Origin of the sequence: Agrobacterium sp. BT-220-3 (assembly GCF_025910175.1) — a bacterium.
Lineage (GTDB): Bacteria > Pseudomonadota > Alphaproteobacteria > Rhizobiales > Rhizobiaceae > Agrobacterium > Agrobacterium oryzihabitans.
In genome coordinates this window covers 16,803-38,032 of the sequence record NZ_JAPAIX010000017.1, presented here as the reverse complement: position 1 = coordinate 38,032, position 21,230 = coordinate 16,803, and the positions used below count along the sequence as shown (strand labels likewise).

General features: G+C 58.2%; 19 protein-coding genes. 15 read left to right on the top strand and 4 right to left on the bottom strand.

Translation table 11 applies throughout. From position 1 onward, the window contains the following. Nucleotides 1–92 precede the first annotated feature (92 nt). Both OK142_RS23730 and scpB read left to right on the top strand, forming a co-directional pair. Nucleotides 93–1,052 (top strand): DUF1403 family protein, encoded by a 960-nt coding sequence (locus tag OK142_RS23730; protein ID WP_112636391.1) that lies wholly within the window; start codon nucleotides 93–95, stop codon nucleotides 1,050–1,052. A 2-nt stretch (nucleotides 1,053–1,054) separates the two neighbouring features. After that, a complete protein-coding gene (gene scpB / locus OK142_RS23725; RefSeq protein ID WP_112636392.1) occupies nucleotides 1,055–1,732 on the top strand; it encodes an SMC-Scp complex subunit ScpB in 678 nt (225 codons plus the stop codon). A 4-nt stretch (nucleotides 1,733–1,736) separates the two neighbouring features. On the opposite strand, the gene OK142_RS23720 is transcribed toward scpB, so the two are convergent. Genes OK142_RS23720 through OK142_RS23710 form a run of 3 tightly spaced genes read right to left on the bottom strand, consistent with a single transcriptional unit; the run spans nucleotide 1,737 to nucleotide 5,253 of the window. Further along, entirely contained in the window at nucleotides 1,737–2,789 is a 1,053-nt protein-coding gene (locus OK142_RS23720; RefSeq protein ID WP_112636359.1) for a TniQ family protein, read from the bottom strand. Beyond that, nucleotides 2,786–3,664 (bottom strand): TniB family NTP-binding protein, encoded by an 879-nt coding sequence (locus OK142_RS23715; RefSeq protein ID WP_112636360.1) that lies wholly within the window; start codon nucleotides 3,662–3,664, stop codon nucleotides 2,786–2,788. The genes OK142_RS23720 and OK142_RS23715 overlap by 4 nt, the downstream gene beginning before the upstream one ends. Before the next feature lie 2 nt (nucleotides 3,665–3,666). After that, nucleotides 3,667–5,253: a TnsB C-terminal domain-containing protein gene (locus tag OK142_RS23710; protein WP_279877775.1), complete on the bottom strand. Its 1,587-nt coding sequence runs from the start codon at nucleotides 5,251–5,253 to the stop codon at nucleotides 3,667–3,669. Between the two features lie 132 nt (nucleotides 5,254–5,385). On the opposite strand from OK142_RS23710, the gene OK142_RS23705 reads away from it, so the two are divergent. From OK142_RS23705 to OK142_RS23660, 10 genes are all read left to right on the top strand, one after another. Further along, the gene (locus tag OK142_RS23705; protein ID WP_498685619.1) at nucleotides 5,386–6,507 is read left to right on the top strand and encodes an RHE_PE00001 family protein; all 1,122 of its coding nucleotides are present in this window, start codon (nucleotides 5,386–5,388) and stop codon (nucleotides 6,505–6,507) included. 155 nt (nucleotides 6,508–6,662) lie between these two features. Further along, entirely contained in the window at nucleotides 6,663–7,625 is a 963-nt protein-coding gene (locus tag OK142_RS23700; RefSeq protein WP_498685618.1) for an SMEK domain-containing protein, read from the top strand. Continuing rightward, a complete protein-coding gene (locus OK142_RS23695; RefSeq protein ID WP_035226358.1) occupies nucleotides 7,618–7,860 on the top strand; it encodes a hypothetical protein in 243 nt (80 codons plus the stop codon). Before OK142_RS23700 ends, OK142_RS23695 begins: the two co-directional genes overlap by 8 nt. Continuing rightward, nucleotides 7,850–8,716 (top strand): AAA family ATPase, encoded by an 867-nt coding sequence (locus OK142_RS23690; protein WP_107341922.1) that lies wholly within the window; start codon nucleotides 7,850–7,852, stop codon nucleotides 8,714–8,716. The genes OK142_RS23695 and OK142_RS23690 overlap by 11 nt, the downstream gene beginning before the upstream one ends. Nucleotides 8,717–8,871: 155 nt before the next feature. Continuing rightward, nucleotides 8,872–9,810 carry a cation diffusion facilitator family transporter gene (locus tag OK142_RS23685; RefSeq protein WP_003501216.1) on the top strand — a complete coding sequence of 313 codons (939 nt, stop codon included), beginning with the start codon at nucleotides 8,872–8,874 and terminating at the stop codon, nucleotides 9,808–9,810. Between the two features lie 128 nt (nucleotides 9,811–9,938). Beyond that, complete coding sequence (locus OK142_RS23680; protein ID WP_035226356.1) at nucleotides 9,939–10,577, top strand: DsbA family protein; 639 nt, start codon at nucleotides 9,939–9,941, stop codon at nucleotides 10,575–10,577. A 197-nt stretch (nucleotides 10,578–10,774) separates the two neighbouring features. Beyond that, entirely contained in the window at nucleotides 10,775–11,449 is a 675-nt protein-coding gene (locus OK142_RS23675) for a peptidylprolyl isomerase (protein ID WP_234797436.1), read from the top strand. A 99-nt stretch (nucleotides 11,450–11,548) separates the two neighbouring features. Then, complete coding sequence (locus OK142_RS23670) at nucleotides 11,549–12,547, top strand: L,D-transpeptidase family protein (protein WP_107341923.1); 999 nt, start codon at nucleotides 11,549–11,551, stop codon at nucleotides 12,545–12,547. Between the two features lie 63 nt (nucleotides 12,548–12,610). Then, nucleotides 12,611–14,257, top strand: coding sequence for a phosphoethanolamine transferase (locus OK142_RS23665; RefSeq protein WP_498685612.1), 1,647 nt, complete (start codon nucleotides 12,611–12,613; stop codon nucleotides 14,255–14,257). Between the two features lie 23 nt (nucleotides 14,258–14,280). After that, nucleotides 14,281–14,979 (top strand): L,D-transpeptidase, encoded by a 699-nt coding sequence (locus tag OK142_RS23660; protein ID WP_062428152.1) that lies wholly within the window; start codon nucleotides 14,281–14,283, stop codon nucleotides 14,977–14,979. Nucleotides 14,980–15,070: 91 nt separating this feature from the next. Here the strand turns inward: OK142_RS23660 and OK142_RS23655 are convergent, their stop codons facing one another. Beyond that, on the bottom strand, nucleotides 15,071–16,027 hold the full coding sequence (locus OK142_RS23655; protein WP_003501205.1) for an endonuclease/exonuclease/phosphatase family protein: 957 nt from the start codon (nucleotides 16,025–16,027) through the stop codon (nucleotides 15,071–15,073). Between the two features lie 227 nt (nucleotides 16,028–16,254). Between OK142_RS23655 and OK142_RS23650 the strand changes: the two genes are divergently transcribed. The 3 genes from OK142_RS23650 to OK142_RS23640 all read left to right on the top strand — a co-directional run bounded on the left by OK142_RS23650 (nucleotide 16,255) and on the right by OK142_RS23640 (nucleotide 21,182). Further along, on the top strand, nucleotides 16,255–18,909 hold the full coding sequence (locus OK142_RS23650; protein WP_137088042.1) for a heavy metal translocating P-type ATPase: 2,655 nt from the start codon (nucleotides 16,255–16,257) through the stop codon (nucleotides 18,907–18,909). Between the two features lie 161 nt (nucleotides 18,910–19,070). Next, on the top strand, nucleotides 19,071–19,571 hold the full coding sequence (locus tag OK142_RS23645; protein WP_062428154.1) for a copper chaperone PCu(A)C: 501 nt from the start codon (nucleotides 19,071–19,073) through the stop codon (nucleotides 19,569–19,571). A 282-nt stretch (nucleotides 19,572–19,853) separates the two neighbouring features. Then, nucleotides 19,854–21,182 (top strand): Nramp family divalent metal transporter, encoded by a 1,329-nt coding sequence (locus OK142_RS23640; RefSeq protein ID WP_003501192.1) that lies wholly within the window; start codon nucleotides 19,854–19,856, stop codon nucleotides 21,180–21,182. Nucleotides 21,183–21,230 lie beyond the last annotated feature (48 nt).

The window sequence follows — 21,230 nt, the reverse complement described above, 5'->3', positions numbered from 1 at the left end:
AAGGTTATTGGACATAAAACAATCATGACAAGCTGTGCGGTTTTGTGGGAAATTGATAGCACAAACCGCGCGTCTCGATTATGCTCTGGTGCATGGATTCGCGCCGCCGCTCCCCGTTTGCCACTCCGATCACGCCGGCGGCCGTGCCGCTTCTGCCGGCCTGGGCGACCTCGCGCCACCATGATATGAGCGAGACGGATGCCGCCTTTGCCGCCGGCATCGCCCTGAAATCGTTGGACGATCTGGTGCGCGCCGAACCCGTCTGGGCCGGTTGCTGGCGCCAGCGGCTGGCGCTGAGATGCGCGCAAGCCGCCGTGCAGCTGATCGGCCGCAACGAGGGCGAAGCGGGTTTGCGCGACGCGCTGCTGCTGACCGCGCCCGGCGACGATCCGGGGCCGGCCGGGGCGATGGTTTTGGCCTTCCACAAACTGGCGGGGAAGACGCGACCGGTCGGTACGAAGGTTCTGGAGGAGTTGGCGGCGCTGATCGGCTTGCGCCGTGAGGGTCTCAGTGAGATCGCCGATCTGTTCGACGCCGCGCTGCAGTCGCCGCGCACAGCGCCATTCGTCGCCGCCGATCTCGTGGCAAAAATCTGCGCCGCCCGGCCCGACGCCGAAATCCTGGCCTGGTGGCTGGCCGCTCGGCTGCTGGCGGAAAAACTCGGCTGGGATTGTGGCGTGCCGCTCACGATGGGCGAACGCTATGGCGCGGCGTTGAAGACGTTCGGCGGCCGCGGCCGGCTGCGACCGGGCGAGCCCGCCTTCCCGCGGGCGGTGTGCCTGGCGTTGGTCGCGGGCACCGTCGAGGCGCTGCGGCAGGCCAACGACATCGGCCGGCGGGCCGAAAGATTGCTGGCGGCGGCGCCAAAAGTGCGGACCAAAGGCGCCGGCGTCGTCATCCAGAAACTGCTCGACGAGGATGCCGTGCCGGCGTCCGCGCCGGGCAGCCCTCTCTCCCGCTGGGCCGCCACCCGGCTGTTCGAACGGCTCCAAAATTTTGGCGCGGTGCGCGAGCTGTCCGGCCGAACCTCGTTCCGGATTTTTGGGTTGTGATGATGGCGGGATCGAGCGCGACACGACGCAAGGCACGGCCGCAAGACGAGGTGTTGCTCGATCGCGAGCTTGAGGATTTGCCGCCGGAATTGCGTTGGCGGGAATGGATGCTCCGGGCGGAGGCCGTCATTTTTGCCGCCGCCGAACCAGTCAGCCGTGAAACATTGGCGCGAGTCGTCGGCCGAAACTGCAGCATCGAGCTTTTGATCGACGACCTCAGGGAGGAATTACGTGACAGGCCTTACGATATCGTCGCGGTTGCCGGCGGCTGGCAGCATCGGAGCCGTTCGGCCTACACCTCTGCGATCCGCGCCTCGCAGGCGTCAACGCGGAGCGTCACCGCATCGCTGTCCGAAACCGAGGCCGCCGTGCTGGCGGCGATCGCCTACCTGCAGCCGGTGACCCGCGGCGAGTTGTCCAACATGTTCGGAAAGGAGGTGAGCCGCGACATGATCGCCAGTTTGCGCGACGCCGGCTTCCTCGGCTCCGGCCCGCGTAGCCCGACCCCCGGCGCGCCCTACACCTATGTGACGACGAAGCATTTCCTGTCGGCATTCGGTCTTGAGACGCTACGCGACCTTCCCGATCTGGAACGGCTCGAGGACGCTGGGCTGCTCAGCCGGCAGGCGCTGGGAGAGGGCGCGACTGCTGAGTCTGAGAGCGACTCTGTGGAGGAGTGACTGTTCAGGTCTTGCGTGCTTCTTTACGTTCAATCAACTCCGGTGGCAGGCGACAGCCGGGACCTGGGCTCATTCTGGCATAGGCGCCGAGCAAGTACGGAATCTTTTTGCCTGGTTTTTTGACCTCAGAGGCACCCGGCAGACCTCCTTTTCGGCCGAGAGCGTTGGCAAGCAGCTCGATCCAGGCGCAGTGATCACTCGTCGGCGGAACCAGGCGCCACAGACGGCGAGCTTTGCGGTCGTTTTCATCATCCACGGGCCATTCACTGGGGCGACTGAGATGTTCGGCGCAATATGTCCTCGCGGATGTCGACAGACTGGTGAGCATCATCGTCGAGTAGTGGCCGCCAGCAGCACTCGGCATGCTCAACAGGCGACGAATAAGCAGAGGGCCAGACGAGGCATGGGCGGTTGCTTCCAGACTGCAGAAATTGTCGATGCATCGGTCGAGCGTTCTCGCCGTTGGACTGAGGTAGGGAACCGGTGCGCGGCGCAAGTCATAGCCGCACGCGACACAATAATGTTGCGGCACGAGTTCGGCCTGGTCAAAGACCGCAATGCAGCCGAGGCAGGACGGACATCGGTCGCGCAATCGACAGCCGTGCTCTATGCATGAGAGCCGTGTTGCCAGCCGCCATCGACGCCGAAAATATGGCTGCGCGTCCTCTGCAAGGCAGCGGGAGCAGAACTGCAGCCAGGTCGAACTCCATTGACGGCCGTTGTTGCGTAGCGGCAGCAGGAGTTCCCGCGGCAAGTCATGCGACAACGTCATCGCGGCGAGCTGATTGTGCGCGATACCGGTGTTGGCGCTCAGCAGGTTCGCAACGTCGGCTGGCAGCCTGAGATCAAGGGCTGCCGACCACATTCCCGGATTGAGTCCGAGCACGCGTGCGAAGGCGCGAGGAGCAACCCCATTGGCGTGGGCAAGCCGATGTAGCCAACTCGACAGCAACTCGTCCGGCTGCGGCGCAATGATGCCAGGCCACCGATCGGAAACCATGTCACGATATCGTTCGCGAATGCTGATGACCGGCGCGTGCGGGTCGACCGTCGTCATAGAAGGCTCTCGCGCAAAGCCGAGTTGCGCCGCTGCGAGACCGGCACGTGGCGCAGCTCGTCGATGCTGGCTTTGCTGATGCGTTCGGTCCCGGATCTGATCGCCGCAATGGCTGCCTTGGTGACGATGGTGACGATCTCGCCGATCAAGCCTTCCGACAGGCCGAATATCCGGCGCGCCAGCGGCTCGTTCGACAAATCCGAGGTTTTGGCGAGCGGCAATGCGGCCTCGAGACTGTCGAGCAGCATGAGATAGTTTTCGTCATATTGCCAGCGCGGAACCGCGACCAGCTCGAAGCGGCTCGCCATCTCGCTGGTGGCGTTGATGAAATCGCAGACCGCCACCTCGCCGATCAACACCGGCGAGATGTCGTACTGGCGGCCGATCCGCCGAAGGAAGGCGAAGACGGCTTCGACGTCGCACGCCCGGCCCCGCAACGCATTGTGAAACTCGTCGAAAATTAGCACTCTCGGTTTGAGGCTGGACAGCAAGTGGTCGAGTTGCTCCGCCTTGCGGCGAAGGTCCCATATGTTACCGCCAGGAGCGCGCAACGCCTGCAGAATGCTGGCATAGAAGTGGCCGAGGCCGGCGCCTTCGCGTGTCTGGACGATCCATACTTTTTGCTCAGGCGCCCTCCTCAGGTGCTCGACGGCGAACCGCTCGGCGATCATCGTCTTGCCATTGGCGTAGGGTCCGACCAGCATCAGCCCCTGGGTTCGCAGGGACGGAGGTCGTTCCACGAGCTCGGTCAGCCGCCGATGGCTGTCTTGGGCCGCATGATGTCCGATCCATCGTGGCGCGCGGATATAGGCGATCCTCTCTTCCGGATCACGGTCGAGATACGGCCGGACATGCTCGAGCAAATGATCGGACATGGCTACCAATCCTCGACCGGTAGCCGGCTCTTCCGGCGCGGAGGATGCTCTGCTGGAGACGGCGCCGGTGTCTGCATGACGGCATAAGGTTTTTCCGCGGCGACGGCGTGGGAATTGCGGACAGCATCGCGCAACTGGCGCTTGGACGGTTTGGCAGCTTCAATAATGGCTGAGATCTCGCGGCGGAGCGCAACCTTCTGAGTGCTTGACCGGTGGTTTGCAGCTCGTCGACGGGCGCGTTCCGCCTCATGCTCCCACAGCGTCACTGACGTCAGCTGACCGTCGCGTCGTTCGACCGGTCGAAACTGTCGGGTTTCCGGGTCGCGGACATAGATGTGGCTGACGTCGCGAGGATCGTATCGCACCTCGAGCTTTCCAAGCCGGTCCCGCTCTGGAACGAAGGCGCCCAGCCACGCCGAATAATAGTGCAGGGCGAACATGCTGATCCCTTGTGGCGACAATTGCCGTTTCGTCCTCGGCAGAAACGACAGCAGCACGCGTTGCGGATCGTCGCCGTAGACCGGCAGTGCCGAACTGTTGCGTTGCCATTCCGTCAGCGGCACCTTCAGGGTCTTGGAATTTTCCTGAAGATTGTGATCGATCACGGCCAGCGCAACGCAGCGCTCGAGATTGGCAAAGCTCAGGCATGCGCGCCGCTCGGATGGATATTCGTCGCGGTCGGCCACCGAACGGCCCGAAGAGCCCGGGTAGGTGGCGAGAACCCCGTTGACTTTTCCCAACAGCCGTTCAACCACGCCGCCGTGGTGGACCCTCCCACGATCGCGGGGGCGGATACGAATGCCGTAATCATCACAGCCTTGTTGGAATGCATGCCCCTTGAATTCCATCGCCGAGTCCGCGACCAGCAGCCGCGGTCGACCGAACATCGGCCAGGCATGATCGAGATCGCGCGCAGCAAGCCATGCATCTTTCGGGCACATGGCCTGGGCGAGACATAGCGCGACAGACAACACCGACGGCTTCTCCAGGGTGAGGCAGAAACCGAGAATGGATCGTGTCGCCACGTCGGTGATGACAGTCAGATAAGGGCGGCCGACGAACACACCAGCCCCATCGACAACCTCCACGAAATTGATGTCGGTCGGCGTATGGTCGATTTGGCACACGGCGAGCGGGTGCGGCGCATGGATATAGCCCGGTCTCGGCTTCAGCCGCATCAGGTGCTTCGGATTGGCCGAACGCTTCTTCGCGATCTCTTCAGGCGAAAACAACATCGGGATGCGCCGGGCGACCGTCACATAGGACGGCACGGCAAGACCGGCTTCCTCGCAGCGCGCGCGGATCTCGTCGACCACGGGAGCAAGTCCGGTCGGCTCGAGCGTCAGCCACTTCTCCCGAAGTGTGGTCGCGATGATCTCCTCGATCTGTTCCGACAGCCGTTTGCGCCGACTGACCGCAGTGCGCGGCAGCAGGGCCGTCACCGTCCGATCGGTGCGATATCGGGCGAGGAGATTGTAGATTTGCCGTGTGGTGAGGCGCAGTTCAGCGGCCGCGCGCGTGATGGCAGCCTGCCTCGGGCCGCCGCCATCGAGGATCTTGTCCAGCTCGTGGGCAATGCGACGCGCCATCGACCACTGCTCGTCCGAGATCGGGGGATTCGCCGGCAAGGTTCGATCGTGAAATCGCTTTGGCAAGGGAGCTTCATTTGAAAGCGTTAGCGAAAAATCGACCCGGATTTAGCCCCTAAACCTAACGCCCGTATGACAATTTCCGATTTGAAATGCGAAAGTAAAAGCCACACCGGTATCGCGCTTACGCGTCTCGACGAGCGCATCGCCCGTTCGCCGGTTGGCGCCGGCTTCCTCGAGCGGTCGCAATATGGCGACGCGTGTGCCTCGCTGTGGATCGACGGCGAATTGGTGCATCTCGAGGACCTCGTCCTCCATGACGCCACCCGTGACATCCGTACACCGACCCACGAACTGACCATCGCCCGCGACGTGCTGCGCACTCGCCGGCGCATCGCCGCCCAACTCCCCGGCTGGGCACTGTCCGCAGAGGGTATCCGCACGTTGCGACAAGCATCGGACATTACGTCGGCTGGCGCCGACGCTGCGGAGCAGGCCGGCATCATGCGGTCCGCGGCTGAGGGAAGAAATCCGGAAGGGGAGGGGAAAGAAATCGATGAAGCCGAAGGGCTTCCCGGCGTCGACCTCGCAGCCATCGATGCGCTGCTAGCACGATCGGATGCTGCGATCGAACACGCAAAACGCCGCGACCGTCCTGCGGTCGACAGCCGCGAGCGAGACACGCTCGTCTATGATCTCGACTGGGACGAGGATGCAAGGATCGACGAGTGGCGCGAGGTATTGCGCCAGGCCGAAAATCTGCCGGAGGCGCTGCAGGCCATCATCGCCCTCGATGCCTGGAACGCGCTCGAGGTTCTACAGCACGCACCCTGGCTCGGGAGGCTGTTTGCTGCCGCCATGCTGCGGCAGGCCGGCATTACCACGGGTGCCCATCTGGCTGCGATCAACCACGGCCTCAAAACCATCCCTGTCGATCGGCGAAGGCATCGCGATCGGGAAACACGGCTGCTGGCCATCGCCCACGGTTTGTTGGCGACGGCGGAGATCGGTTTGAAAGAGCACGACCGGCTGGTACTGGCTCGCCAGATGATGGAGCGCAAATTGGCGGGAAGACGCACGTCTTCGAAATTGCCGGAGCTGGTCGAGCTCGTCATGGCAAAACCGCTCGTGTCGGCCGCGATGGTGGCGAAAACGCTGGACGTTACGCCGCAGGCGGCGCGGCGGATCGTGGTGGAACTCGGCCTCCGGGAGATGACGGGGAGGGGCAGGTTCCGGGCTTGGGGAGTTCTCTGATCGCAGTCCTTCAAGCAGGCTAGCTAGGCGCAATCTATTTCAGGGGATTCTAGACAGTCTTTTGCGCTCAAAAGTGGAATCTTCTCCATCAATCGTGATTGAGAATTCAGCCTAAGTCAGCGATAAGTTTTCGGTGTGCGAAGATGGAAGGTCACATGGGAATGCACCGCGCTCAACTTCTGCAAGGTATTATTTACAGGATGACGCATCTGCGGGTCATCGTGGAGCAGTCGAACCAATTAAACTTGCAAGATATAAACGTCCATGCAGAAAATTTCTTCCGTGACCTTCTCAATCTTGCCTTCGACTACGACCTGCAGAACATCAACATCGTCGAGCCAAACGCCACCGCGATTGATCTCGGCTGCGATAGCAGTCGGATCGCGATCCAAGTTACATCGACGCCCGACCTCTCTAAGATCAAGCACACCTTTGATCGCTTTACCGGCAAGGGGCTGCAGACGAAGTACGATCGCCTCGTCATGCTCATTGTAGGCCAAAAGAAAAAATATCGCGAGACGGGACTGGGCGACGATCGGTTTAAATTGTCGTTTGGCGACGATGTCTGGGACATCGCTGATCTTCTTAAAAAAATCGGAGACCTCTCAACCGCGAAGATGGAGGCATGCCACGATTTCCTGTCTCGCGAGTTGCTTGTACGCGAACCGAAGCTTTCTAACGAAGTCGGCACTCTCGTGCGTCTCATCGAGGTCTTGAGCTCCGCGGAAGAGGGGTTGTCGTCAGGAGACAATCGCGAGGATCCTGATCCCGACGGCAAGATTCACGATCGCTTCGCAGATCATGCCCCATTCTTGACGCAGCAGTATGTCGATCTCCATGAACTTTATGGTCGCGTCCTGTCCGAAGTGAACGCGCACACGCATCTCGGCCACATCCGGGTTCGGAAGCTGCAGATCTACCTCATGAACTGGAGCGACCGCGTTCTGACTGAATGCGGAGGCGATCCTCAAGCGGCACTTGAGCTCTTGACTCAGCGAGTTCTCGGTATGATGGGAAGCAGCGACGCTGGGTTCGATGATGGTGCGGTCAGGTACTACCTCATCGATCAGCTAATCATGTGCAACGTCTTTCCGAACAAGAGGTCGCAAAGTGCCTAGCATCTTTCTGAAAGACGAGGCCCTGAACAAATCACCTGCGATCGTCGGCTTCGAGATCGCTCGTTACCTGAAAGATTCAGGTAAGCATCGGGTCAGCATCTTCGACGTGGTGGACCGGTTCAAGCGCGAGTCCTGGTTCTCATCCAACTCCTTTCTATACGGACTGACGTTTCTCTATGCCGTCGGTTTGCTTGATTTCGATGAACCTTACCTGATCGCGCGCGATGCGGATTAAGCGATTATACACAGATCCACCCGCGATTGACCCCATCGTGTTTGGGGAGGGGGTCAATATCATCCTGGGTGAGAGCGATGCGACAAGCTCGAAGAACAACGGGGTGGGCAAATCGCTCTGCATCGAGTTCGTGAACTTCGCGCTCCTGAAGCGCAAGTCCGACAGCCGCGTGACAAGAATTCCGAAGGCAGCCTTCGATCCCGCCACATTTATCTGCATCGATTTCGTAATGCACGGGATCCCTTACACTATCAGAAGGTCTGTCGCCGAGGCGGAGCGCCCGCGTATCACTGTGGCGGATCGCGAGACGACGTTTGCCAAGGTGGAAGACGCAACTGACTTTCTCGCGGCTCGACTGTTCGGGGATGACAGGTCAGAGATTGGTTTCCGCGAGATCCTTGGACCGCTGGTCCGGGACGAGCGGTCGGAGTTCAAATCCATCGTGAGCTGCTTCGACACGAAGTCGCGGATCCCAGACAATTACGCTCCGCATCTCATGCTCCTAGGTATCGATGTCGACATATACCGCTCAATCAAAGGCATTCAAAAGGAACTCGACGACATCGGCACGGAGGAGCGGCGTATCAAGGACAGTGTGCAGCTCGTCAGGCAGAAGGATCTCGACGAGGCTAGGTCCGATCTCAACGCTCTCGAAGAGGAAGTCGACAAGATACGTGAAGGAATCGACGCGCTCGAGAATGCCGCCACCTACGACTTAATTAAGGATGAGGTCCTTGAAATCGAGCACTTGATGGGAGAGCTGAGGGGTCGAAAGGAAGTCCTTTCCCGGCGGTCTGCCCGTCTGGCTCCTATCGCTACGGAGCAATCGGTCAACGGCATTTATATGCTCAGCTAAACTGGGAGCGGAATTTCTCCATTCCTGTTCAACAGCCGGTCAACCATAAAAATTTGCGACAGGCCTGGTTGTCGTAACTGTTGCCGAGCCGCCATTGCGAACAGGGGAGCAGCACCCTACGTTCCGAGCTACTGAACACAACGGATGGAACAACCATGAGCGTAGCCAACGAACACCGGCACGAGCCGGGTGACGATCATGAGCATGACCACGCACAGGTCGTGACAAATGACAACGAACGGCGTATCCGCTTTGTCTTCATCTTCACTATCTGTTACGCAGCCATTCAGGCAGCGGGAGGCTGGCTGTCTGGTTCACTCGCGCTGATCGCCGATTCCGGGCACATGCTGTCTGACGCTGCAGCCCTGCTGCTGGCCTTGATCGCATACCGCATGGCGCGACGGCCAGCCGATGCCACGCGCACTTATGGCTATCACCGCGTGCGCGTGCTGGCCGCGCTAGCGAACGGTGCGACCCTTCTGCTTCTGGTCCTTTGGATAGCCTGGGAGGCCATAAACCGCATCAACCAGCCGGTCGACGTCATGGCAGGACCGATGCTGATCGTTGCCGTCATTGGGCTGCTCGTCAATCTTGCAGGCGCTTGGGTGCTATGGTCCGGCAACAAGGGCGACGCAAATCTGCGCGGCGCATTCCTCCACGTCATCGGCGACCTGCTTGGATCTGTAGGTGCAATTGCAGCAGCGGTCGGCATCATGCTGACCGGCTGGACCATCCTCGATCCCTTGCTCTCAGTTCTCGTTGCCGTTCTCGTCGTCCGCTCGGCATGGGGTCTGGTGACGGATTCGATCACTGTTCTGATGCAAGCTGTTCCCCGCGGCATCAAGGCCCGAAGTGTCGAAACGGGTCTGGCTGCGCTGACCGAGATATCCGAAGCTGGACATTTTCACGCCTGGACGCTGACGGACGATACCATCGTGGCGACGATCCACGTCACTCCGGCTGAAAATACCGATCCGCTATCGCTTCCCCAGCTGGTGGCAGGCTGGCTGAAAGAGCGCTACGCGATCGATCACGTCACGGTTCAGGTCGATCCACCTGGCTCGCTCGTGAAAGCAGAGGGATCAAATACCTAAAATTCAGGCCATGACTATGGCGATCAGCGGAATGTGATGCCGCTGTCGCTCAAAATCTGCATTGCGCCTCTTGCAGCTCAAGCTACTAGAGGTTTTATCTTGCGCGCGATTTGCAGTCGGGAGAGCACATGCAGCGCAGACAGATAATGATCGGGGCAACGGTTACGGCAATCACAGCGCCTTTGTTTTACAACCGCAAGGCTGAGGCGCAGAGCGCACCGGTTGGACTGATGGATCCCGGCCCGCTTCCCGAACGCATATTCGGAGCAGCGGATGCGCCGGTGACGGTCATCGAATATGCCTCGATGACCTGTGGGCACTGTGCGAATTTTCACATCAACATCTGGCCCACGCTCAAAAAAGAGTTCGTCGATACAGGCAAGGTGCGCTTCATCATCCGCGAGTTTCCGTTTGACCCGCGCTCGACGGCAGCCTTCATGCTGGCCCGATGCGTGGGGGATGACAAATGGTACGCGACGGTCGACCTGATGTTTCGCAGCCAGTCGACATGGGCGCGTGCATCCGACGGCAAGCAGGGTTTCCTGTCCGCACTTTCCATGACCGGCCTGGACGAAAAGCAGCTTGAGGCCTGTCTTGCCGATCAGGCCTTGCTGGACAACGTTAACAAGATCGCAGCGACGGGCCGGGAGCTTGGCGTCACTTCCACACCCACGTTCTTCATCAACGGGAATAAGTATGAAGGCGTCATTCCGGTCGATGAATTCCGCTCGATCGTTGAGCCTCTTCTCAAGGAAGCCGGGAAATGATCCACCATCCGCGTCACGCATTCATCATCACCACCATTGCGCTTCTTTGTGCCACCACCGCTTTTTCACAGGATACGGCAAAAGATGTGGCGGCGCGTGTAAATGGCGCCGAAATCACCCAATCGGACGTCGCCTTCGCCGCACCCCTCTTCGGTGACCCGGCTCCCAACATATCCCCCGAAGCCCGCACCTCTGCCGTGGTCGATGCGCTGGTCGACATCAAGCTGCTTGCTGAGGCCGCGCGCAAAGCAGGGATAGATAAAGACCCGGAATATCAACGGCAGCTGAACTTTCTGTCCGAACAGGCACTGCGTTCGACCTATCTATCGCAGCAGCTCGACAAGGCCGTCTCCGATGCAGCGATACGCAAGATCTACGATCAGCAGGTCGCGGCAATTCCGCCCTCAGAGGAAATCAAACTCAGCCATATCCTGCTGAAAAGCCGCGAGGACGCGACCGCAGTCATCGCGGCGCTGACCGCAGGCGAAAGCTTCAAAACATTGGCCGCCAGCCGCTCAACCGATACGGTCACCGGCAGCAAGGGTGGCGATCTGGGTTTTCGTCCCCGCCAGGCACTGCCAGCGGAAATCAACACAGCACTTGATGGGCTTAAGCCGGGCGATTTCGCAAAAACGCCGGTCGAGACAGCGTTCGGCTTCCATGTTGTGCGGCTGGACGAAATGAGAAACACACCTCCCCCTTCGTTCGAAACCGTTGCGCCGCAAATCCGTCAATCTCTAGAGACGGCAGAAATTCGCCGGATCGTCACGGGCTTGCGGTCCAGCGCCAAGGTGGAAAAGCTGGTACCAGACGTCGCATTGCCGGCGGCAAGTGACGACGGTCATAATCACGACGGCCAGAACGCGGAATAAGCCACACTCATGCCTACATCGAAATTCAGCCGTGTCTGTCTTCGCCGCTACGACGCTGTCTGCCGCCTTCCGCGGCTGGCGGCGCTCGCTCTCGCCGGCATGCTCATGTCGGGTTGTGTTGCGATGGACATGGGCCTCTCCGAGCTTTCCTCAGAGCCGCCGAAATTGTCAGGCGCGGTCATCGCGGACATGTCGAAAAAGGGCATGACGCCCGCAAGCCCTGTGCTGGTTCGCATTTTCAAGAAGGAAAGTGAGCTGGAGGTCTGGAAGATCGACCGCACAGGCAATTATGCGCTCCTGAAGACCTACCCGATGTGCCGCTGGTCCGGCAAACTCGGCCCCAAGAAAAGCGACGGAGACCGGCAGGCGCCGGAAGGTTTCTACCATGTCTCCGCTGGAATGCTGAATCCTAAGTCGCAATATTATGTCTCTTTCAATCTCGGCTATCCGAACCGTCTGGAATCGGCGCTTGGCTATACCGGCGATGCGCTGATGGTGCATGGCGCGTGCTCGTCTTCCGGCTGCTACGCCATGACGGATCAGGGCGTTGGAGAGATCTATGCGATCGTGCAGGAGGCTTTGCGAAGCGGACAGGACCGCTTTCAGGTTCAGGCCTATCCATTTCGAATGACGGCCGAGAACATGGCGCGTCACCGCGACGATCCGAATATGCCCTTCTGGCGGACCTTGAAGGAAGGGTACGACATATTCGCGGTGACGCGCCGTCAGCCGAAAGTTTCCGTCTGCGACCGGCGTTACGTGTTCAACACCGAGTTCACGGGCGGGGAACCCAGAGATCCTCTCGCCGCCTGCCCGGCAGGCGTGTCGCAGAATGCAGCAAGTCTCGTTGCGCAACTCGATACCGAGCGCCAGAAAGCCGAAACGGCCTTGTCGGCCTCTTCCTCCGTCGCGGCCCTCGCCTATGTCGATGGCGGTATGCATCCGAGCTTCCGCTCACTGTTGAAGAAACAGGGAGCGACAAAGATGGCGGAGGCGGTATCGGGCATCAAGTATCCCGTCAGCCGGCCGGATGCGGCGCTTGCCGATCCCCATGAGACCTCGAGGTCTTGGAGACCTGTACAGTCCGCGGGAAATTAAATCTTAACTCTTAAATTCAAGGCAACGCACCTCATCTCGTGACGTTGCGGCAAGGGAGCCAGATTGAGGTTCTTTAAAACTTATCGCCCGTCGCTAGACTACCGTCTGCTCGCACTTTTGGCAGCCTTATGTTTCTGGGCGTTTTCAAACGCGACATTCTGGGAAAAGGCCGGGCGTTATCTGGCGGACGAGATGGGCGCATTCTTGGCGCTCAATCTCGTCATAGTTGCGTTGTTTTTTGTCCTGACGATTCTTTCAGCTGTCAAATATCTCTTCAAGCCAGTGCTTGTGTTGCTTGTCTTGCTGGCTGGAGGCGCGTCCTGGTTCATCGACAATCTCGGCGTGTTGATCGATACGGATATGGTGCGCAACGTTTTTGAAACGACCTCTGCCGAGGCCGGGGACCTGCTGACTGCCGGTTACTTCCGGCACATGCTTCTCGTTGCCGTTATTCCCTCTCTCCTCATCTTGTGGGTTCGGGTCAGATTTCCATCCGCCGAACGCGTCGTGTTGTGGAATGTTGGCATCACGGCTTCCTGCATTGCAATCATCGCCGGTAGCGGAGCGCTTTACTACAAGCCTTATTCAGCCGTTATACGGACCAAGCGTGAACTGGCGAAAACCCTCAATCCGGTTACACCTCTCGTCTCTATCGCCAAAGTGGCTCTGGCGACAGGAAATGAAAGAAACGTTGTCGTCAAGCCGCTGGGTGAGGATGCAACCGTGACTACTCCGGGGGACGGCTTAAGCAAGCTACGCGTTGCTGTCATCGTCGTTGGGGAAACGGCGCGCGGTGCTAATTTCTCTCTCGGTTTCTATGAACGCGAAACCAATCCGCTTCTGAAAAAACAGGACGTCACCTATTACTCCAATGTCGCCAGCTGCGGCACGGCAACCGACGTCTCCCTGCCGTGCATGTTCTCCAATCTGAAACGTTCGGGCTACACCCATGCCGGAGGATTAGAGAATGAAACGGCGGTCGATGTTCTCAGACGGGCAGGCATCAACATGACGTGGATCGAAAACAACACCGGCAGCAAGGGCGTTGCGGACCGGGTTCGCGTCGTCAATATTTACAATTCCAACGATCCACGCTTCTGTGCCGATGGCACCTGCGACGACGAGATCGTTTTCGAAAAGATTGATGAGTGGCTCTCAAACGTGAAGCAGGACAGCGTCCTCGTCTTCCATCAAATCGGCAATCATGGCCCGGCCTATTACAAGCGGTATCCTGAAGCGTTCCGTAAATTCGTGCCCGAGTGCACGACCACCGAGCTGGCGAAATGCAAGGACCAAGAAATCGTTAATGCCTATGACAATGCCATCCTTTACACCGATTTCGTCCTGTCCGGCATCATCGACCGCCTGAAAGCCCGGACCGATACGCTGGCGACAGGTATGCTCTACGTCTCCGACCACGGGGAATCGCTGGGGGAAAATGGCCTCTATTTGCACGGCACGCCCTATTTTATAGCGCCCGACGAACAGACACGCATTCCACTGCTAACCTGGTTCAGCCCGGAGTTCGCAGCCTCGATGGGGCTTGATACCCGCTGCCAGCAACAAAGACGCGAAAACACATTTTCGCACGACAACCTGTTTTCCAGTCTTCTCGGCATGATGAATGTATCCACCAGCGTTTACGAGCGTGATCTGGACATGTTTGCGGCCTGCCGTGGCCGCCAACAACAACCCTCTCTCAATAACTGAAATTGCAAATCACGGGGACTTGAATGCTATTCGATGATAAACAGCTTAAACGCCGGGGCTTTCTGCTGGGAGCCGCTTCCCTGACCACGATGCTGGCGGGATGTGCGACGGTAAATCAGCCTGCTCCGACACCGGCTATTGCCCGCAGGCCGATCGGTCCGCCAGGCGAAGCCGAGATGGTCACACGCTTCGCGGCCCTCGAAGATGGCGGCCACAAGCTGCCAGCTGTACCGTTTCAGCAGATCGATCCCAAGTTTTACCGTCAGCGCGTCGAAGATCCGACAGGCGAACCTGCGGGAACGGTCGTCGTAGATACGCCATCGAAGTTCCTTTATGTCGTCGAACCAGGTGGCACGGCCATGCGTTATGGTGTTGGTCTCGGCCGCGCCGGTTTCGCCTGGCAAGGCGAAGGCATCATCCAGTGGCGGCAGAAATGGCCGCGCTGGAAACCACCGGCAGAAATGATTGCACGGCAACCTGAACTGGAAAAATACTCGGTCGAGAACGGTGGACAGGAACCGGGACCAAGCAATCCGCTCGGCGCACGCGCGCTTTATATCTTCCAGAACAGTCAGGATACGCTCTATCGTCTACATGGCACGAAGGAATGGTCATCCATCGGCAAATCGGTTTCCTCCGGCTGCGTCCGTCTGATCAATCAGGATGTCATCGACCTCTATGAGAGGGTTCCCTACAAGGCTCGGATCGTCGTCAAACAATAGACAGCTAACACCAGATTTTATGGCTTCTACCGGGCATATATATGCCCGGCGTGTTGAACCGATGCAAAAACCACAAACCGCCAGCCTGAGTTTAATTAAATGACAGATCCGCAACAACCGGAATGTGATTGGATCCAAAATCGGGGCCGACCCGCCAACTTGCCAGTCTTAAAGCACCCGAAACCGCGATATGGTCAATCATGGAACCGAATCTGAACGGTAGCCGACGGCTGAATCGTGTCATCACAGGAACATTGCTTGCACGTGCGAAGAATAATCCGCTTTTCTCAAAAAATCTCGCAAAGTAGGGTGACCACGGCGGTGTGTTCCAGTCACCGGCAACAATAAGCTTCGCGCCCTCTTTTTCAGACAGGACAGCATCCGCCAATCCGTCGAGATAAGCGTTTCGGCCTTTCCAGCGGGCTGGCGAACGCGGTGTATCGGGATGTAGTGCATAAAGAATCAGCGGATCATTTTCCGTCCCCAGAACGAGGCGCATCGGATATCGCTCATACGCCTGCGCGGACGAAAGCCTGACCTCCGAGAGAATAGGAAGACGCGAAAAGACTTTCATATCGTCGCGCGCTGGCAGGTTAGAACTGCTTTGATAGCCAAACAGGCCGCTAGCCGCGATTGCTTTCTGCCAGCGGTCTTCAGTCTCTTGAAGAAAGAGGACATCTGGCTGTTGCTCCGTCAGAAACCGCAGAAAACCCCCAGGTTCCGCATCATTGTGCATCAGCAGGTTGGCTGAGATAACGCGTAAATTCCTGTCCGCAGCCCCCTGCGGTGCCTGAGGCTGCATAAAGAACGGCATCAGACTTGCCAGAAATGCAAGGGAACACAAAAGCCGCGCCGGTCGCTCCCCAAGAAGGAACGTCGCGAGCAGCAGGCAAAAAGCGGATAGAGTGACGTAGGGCCAGAACAGGAAAACAATATCGAATAGCCAGAGGCTACTTCCGAATATCAATGCAGAAAGAACGCCGCTCAAACTGCAAATCGAAATAAAAAGCAGACTTTTTCCAAGCTTACCGTTGCGGACAGAAGTCATTCATTTCACCACATTGAGCATAAAGAGCCGAGACGGTAAGTTTAACATATTAGCTTTAATAATATATCAAAGCGAGTATGCAATAATCTGTTCGCTTCCGAGAACTCGTCACGGATATCGTGAAATCCAGCAGTTTTCACCGAAATGCAAAAGAGCAAAAATTTCCCATTGCGTCTCTAGTGGCTAGAGGTCGTAAAGCTTGCCGTATCAATATGGGGATACATGATATGGTTGAGCCACTTCAGACGAGATTCCGGATCGAGGGCATGGACTGCGCTTCGTGTGCAACCAAAATCGATACGGCGATCAGGCGCATGCCTGGCGTTCAAGATGTTTCGATTTCCGTCTCCGCCGGGACCATGACAGTCGAGCATGACGACACAATCGATGTCGAGGATATGGGAAAAAAGGTCACCGGCCTTGGATATCCGACGAAGCTTATTCCCGCCAAGTCTAAAGCGGTGCCATCTGCTATAGAACACGTCCATGGGCCAGGCTGTTCCCACGATCATGATCATTCACCTGATGAGCACGCGCAGGCGCACGATCATGGTACGACTCCCCACGAGCATGGCTTTGCTTGCATGAACAAGCATGGCAACGAGACGCACTCCCACGACCATACCCATGAGAACAACGGTGGGCACGATCACTCTGCAACCTCTCAATCAAGCCAGAGGCCGATCCCGGATGGTCAGGCCCGTTTCCACGTTGGTGGAATGGATTGTGCTTCATGTGCAAGCAAGATCGACACTGCCGTCCGTCGCATTCCGGGTGTTGAAGATGTTAGTGTCTCGGTGACCTCGGGGACGATGACGGTCAAGCACGCGTTCGCTGATCTCAAAGCTATTGAGAAGCAGGTTTCTGGCCTTGGATACTCGGTCGCACCGATCATTCCTACCGCGAAGCGGTCCCCCGCTACTTATTCAGGATCGCAAGACGATGCTGGCCATACCAACGGACAGGCGTCAGCGGACGTTGAGTTGGAGGGTCTTCACGGTCATGATCATAGGCCAAGCGAAGGGCCGTGGTGGAGTAGCCGCAAGGGGCGCCTGACGATAATCGCAGGCGGATCTCTGACTGCCGCATATGCTATCGGCAATCTGGTTCCGGCCATAGATACTTACGCCTTCATCATCGCCATGTTGGTTGGCCTTATACCCATCGCCCGTCGTGCTTTTATGGCTGCGAGGGCAGGCACTCCCTTCTCCATTGAGATGCTGATGACGATCGCCGCTGTCGGCGCATTGATTATTAACGCTACCGAAGAGGCGGCGGCCGTTGTCTTTCTATTCCTTGTTGGTGAGCTCCTCGAGGGCGTTGCGGCTGGCAAGGCTCGCGACAGTATCAAGTCTCTGACAAACCTCGTGCCCAAGACGGCTTTGCTGGAAGAGGGTGGGAAGACCCGCGAGGTTCCGGCAGAGGTGCTTGCTGTCGGTTCAATTATACTTGTTCGCCCCGGTGACAGGATTTCGGCCGATGGCGTGATAATGTCAGGTGAAAGTTCTGTCGATGAGGCACCCGTGACGGGTGAAAGCGTACCGGTCCGCAAGGTGATCGGTGATAACGTATTCGCAGGTACCGTCAACGGCGACGCGGCACTGCGCGTTCGTGTCACCGCTGCAGCCGAAGACAACACCATTGCTCGCGTCGTCCGCCTGGTCGAGGAAGCCCAGGAATCGAAGGCTCCGACAGAGCGGTTCATCGATCGCTTTTCGAGATACTATACACCGGGCGTGGTTGTCGTTGCCGCGTTGGTTTCCATCATCCCACCTTTACTTGTTGGCGGCGAATGGAGTGAATGGATTTACAAGGGGCTTGCGATCCTTTTGATCGGCTGCCCTTGCGCCCTCGTCATTTCGACACCTGCTGCCATTGCCGCTTCACTGTCGGCGGGCGCACGGCGCGGCCTTCTCATGAAGGGCGGCGCAGTTCTCGAAGGGGTCGGCAGGGTGACTGCAGTCGCGTTCGACAAGACGGGGACGTTGACCGAAGGAAAGCCCAAGGTGACGGATGTTATTCCTTTCGGCCGCAGTAGTCCCGAGGTACTCCGTTATGCTGCGGCACTTGAAACCGGATCAAGCCATCCGCTGGCGGTCGCGATCCTCGCCAGAGCGGATGAAGACGGGCTCGATGCTCCAGCTTCGACCGATGCCAAGGCACTCGGCGGCAAAGGCGTTAGCGCGGTCATCGACGGCGTGGAAGTCTTCCTCGGATCTCCGAAGGCTGCTGCCGAGCGTGTGACGATTCCGATAGCGCATTCGCTGCAGATTACCTCTCTGAACGAGGATGGCAAGACTGTATCCGTTTTGGTAATCGGCGATGTACTTGCAGGTGCCATCGCCATGCGCGACGAACCCCGAGCGGACGCGATCGAGGGCCTTAAGGCACTGACCGATCTCGGGATCAAAGCAATCATGCTTACGGGCGACAACGCTCGCACGGCATCAGCCATTGGCGCTCAGCTTGGCATTGAAGTTCGTGCAGAACTGATGCCTGAGGACAAGCAGCGTATTGTTGGCGAACTCAAACAGGAAGGTTACGTGGTCGGCAAGATCGGGGATGGCATCAACGATGCTCCCGCTCTCGCTGCGGCAGATATAGGCATCGCCATGGGTGGCGGCACGGACGTCGCGCTGGAGACCGCCGATGCCGCGGTACTCCACGGCAGAGTCGGGGATGTCGCTCTCATGGTCGATCTTTCGAAGCGTACGATGCGAAACATTTTTCAGAATATCACCATCGCGCTCGGCCTCAAGGCTGTGTTTCTCGTCACCACCATTATGGGAATCACTGGCCTCTGGCCCGCTATCCTGGCAGATACGGGTGCAACTGTGCTTGTTACGATAAACGCCTTGCGCCTCCTGCGCCCCATACGTTGAAGGCAGTAAAATGATCAGGAAAATTGTATTTGGAGGGATCCTGCTGATGGTAGCGACCTCGGTCGTATTCAGTCTGGTCGGGGTCCTCGCTGTCTGGAATCCAAAGGAGCTTTTCCAGTACCAAGACGGTCAGACGGTGTCGCAGTGAGAAGGAGGAAGCAATGAACAAGAGATCGAATTCGACAATCCGCGTCGCCGCGACAATCTTTGCATGTCTGCTTGCTGGAACGGCGTTTGCACATGACTTCAAGGCAGGAAAGCTGGAACTTAGGCACCCTTGGTCGGCACTGGCTCCTCCGGTCGCTCCGGTGCTGGGTGGCTATGTGACGATCGTCAACACCGGACAGGAGTCTGACCGTCTTGTCGGTGGCACGACTAACATCGCCGAGAGACTGGAAATCCACGAGTCCTCCCTGGTGGATGGGGTAGCGAAAATGCGTCCGGCGAAGCAAGGCCTCGAAATTGCCCCCGGTGCTACCTTGGCGCTTCAACCCGGTGGAACCCACATAATGCTGGTCAAGCCCATAAATCGGCCGGTCGAAGGTGAGAAGTTCAAGGCGACGCTCCTGTTCGAGAAAGCAGGAGCAGTGGAGGTCGAGTTCGTTGTGCAGAAGCCGAAACGAGAGTCGGGCGAGGATCATTCCGGCCATCAAGATCCATGATTAGTGGCCTAGAGCGTTTTCACAGGACCTCTATCAACCTCAGGGTCGACAATCCCTCCGCAGTTGTCTGGTGAAGCCTCAGGCGACTGCTAATATGGTTGAGTGCGATGATACTTGCTGGGTTCCTCTTGTATTTCGATGCTGAACGGCATCAGAGCAGGTGCGACCCGAGCAGATCCCGGTTCATCGCCCGCCTTGGAAAATGCACTTGTCAATTCTCAAACTTCATGCGAATGATTTGCAATAGCAACTAAGCAAAAACCAAGAATCGTAGGTGAATCTATGGACAGTCCGGTAAAGGGCTGGCGGCGGGCCGGAGGGGAAGCGTCGCTGTCTGACGTGCATCGATCCATCGCGGTGGCGACCGGGCAGGGCACATTTCGCCGGGCCATGGCTTTCTTTGGTCCAGGCTACCTGGTGGCAGTCGGGTATATGGATCCTGGAAACTGGGCGACCTCTCTCGCCGGCGGATCCCGCTTCGGCTATGCGCTTTTGACGGTAGCACTTGTGTCGAACATCATGGCGATCGTGCTCCAGTCGCTCTGCGCCCGTCTCGCGATCGGCTCCGGGCGAGACCTTGCGCAGGCTTGCCGCGATGCCTTCCCTCGACCGGTCGGCATCGTCCTCTGGATCCTGGCAGAAATAGCGATCATCGCTACCGACATAGCGGAGGTGATCGGCACTGCGATCGGGCTCAACCTGATCTTCGGCATCCCACTGGAACTGGGAGTCGTCATCACGGCACTGGACGTCTTCCTCATCCTGTATCTCCAGAAGCTAGGTTTCCGTTGGGTCGAAGCGCTCGTAATCACGTTGCTGGGTGTGATTACCGTCTGCTTCACCATCCAGATCGCGCTTGCGGATCCCGACTGGGGACAAGTCATCCTCGGATTTGCCCCGACCACAGAGATCGTCACCAACCCGGATATGCTGTACCTCGCGCTAGGGATTCTTGGTGCAACCGTCATGCCGCACAATCTGTATCTCCACTCAGGGATCGTGCAGACACGCGCTTACGGCACAACAGTCCCCCAGAAGCGGGAGGCACTCAAGTTCGCCACCCTCGACTCGACAATCGCCCTGATGTTTGCGTTGCTCGTGAATGCCTCAATTCTGATCCTCGCAGCGGCCACATTCCACAAGACAGGCCAGACGACGGTGGCCGAACTCGGTGAAGCGCATAGCCTTCTTGCACCGCTGCTCGGTCTTGCAATCGCCCCAACGTTGTTCGGTATCGCGCTCCTATGCTGCGGTATCAATTCGACGGTTACGGCGACACTGGCTGGACAGATTGTCATGGAAGGCTTTTTGAACATCAGGCTCGCGCCCTGGCTACGACGATTGATCACACGCGGTATCGCCATTATTCCGGCTGCCGGGGTTACGATATTGTTTGGAGACGGTGGAACAGCGCAACTCTTAATCCTGACACAGGTGGTGCTCAGTCTTCAACTCTCGTTCGCAGTGTTCCCGCTTGTGATGTTCACATCCGACCGGGCGAAGATGGGGGAACTGACGGCTCCTTACTGGCTGACTGCTTTCGCTTGGCTGATTGCAATCGTGATCGCCCTCCTGAACATCAAGCTTCTTGTGGATTTCGTCGCGTCCTAACGTAACGAAATTCGCCCTCTGACACGGAAGGATGCGAAGATGATTATG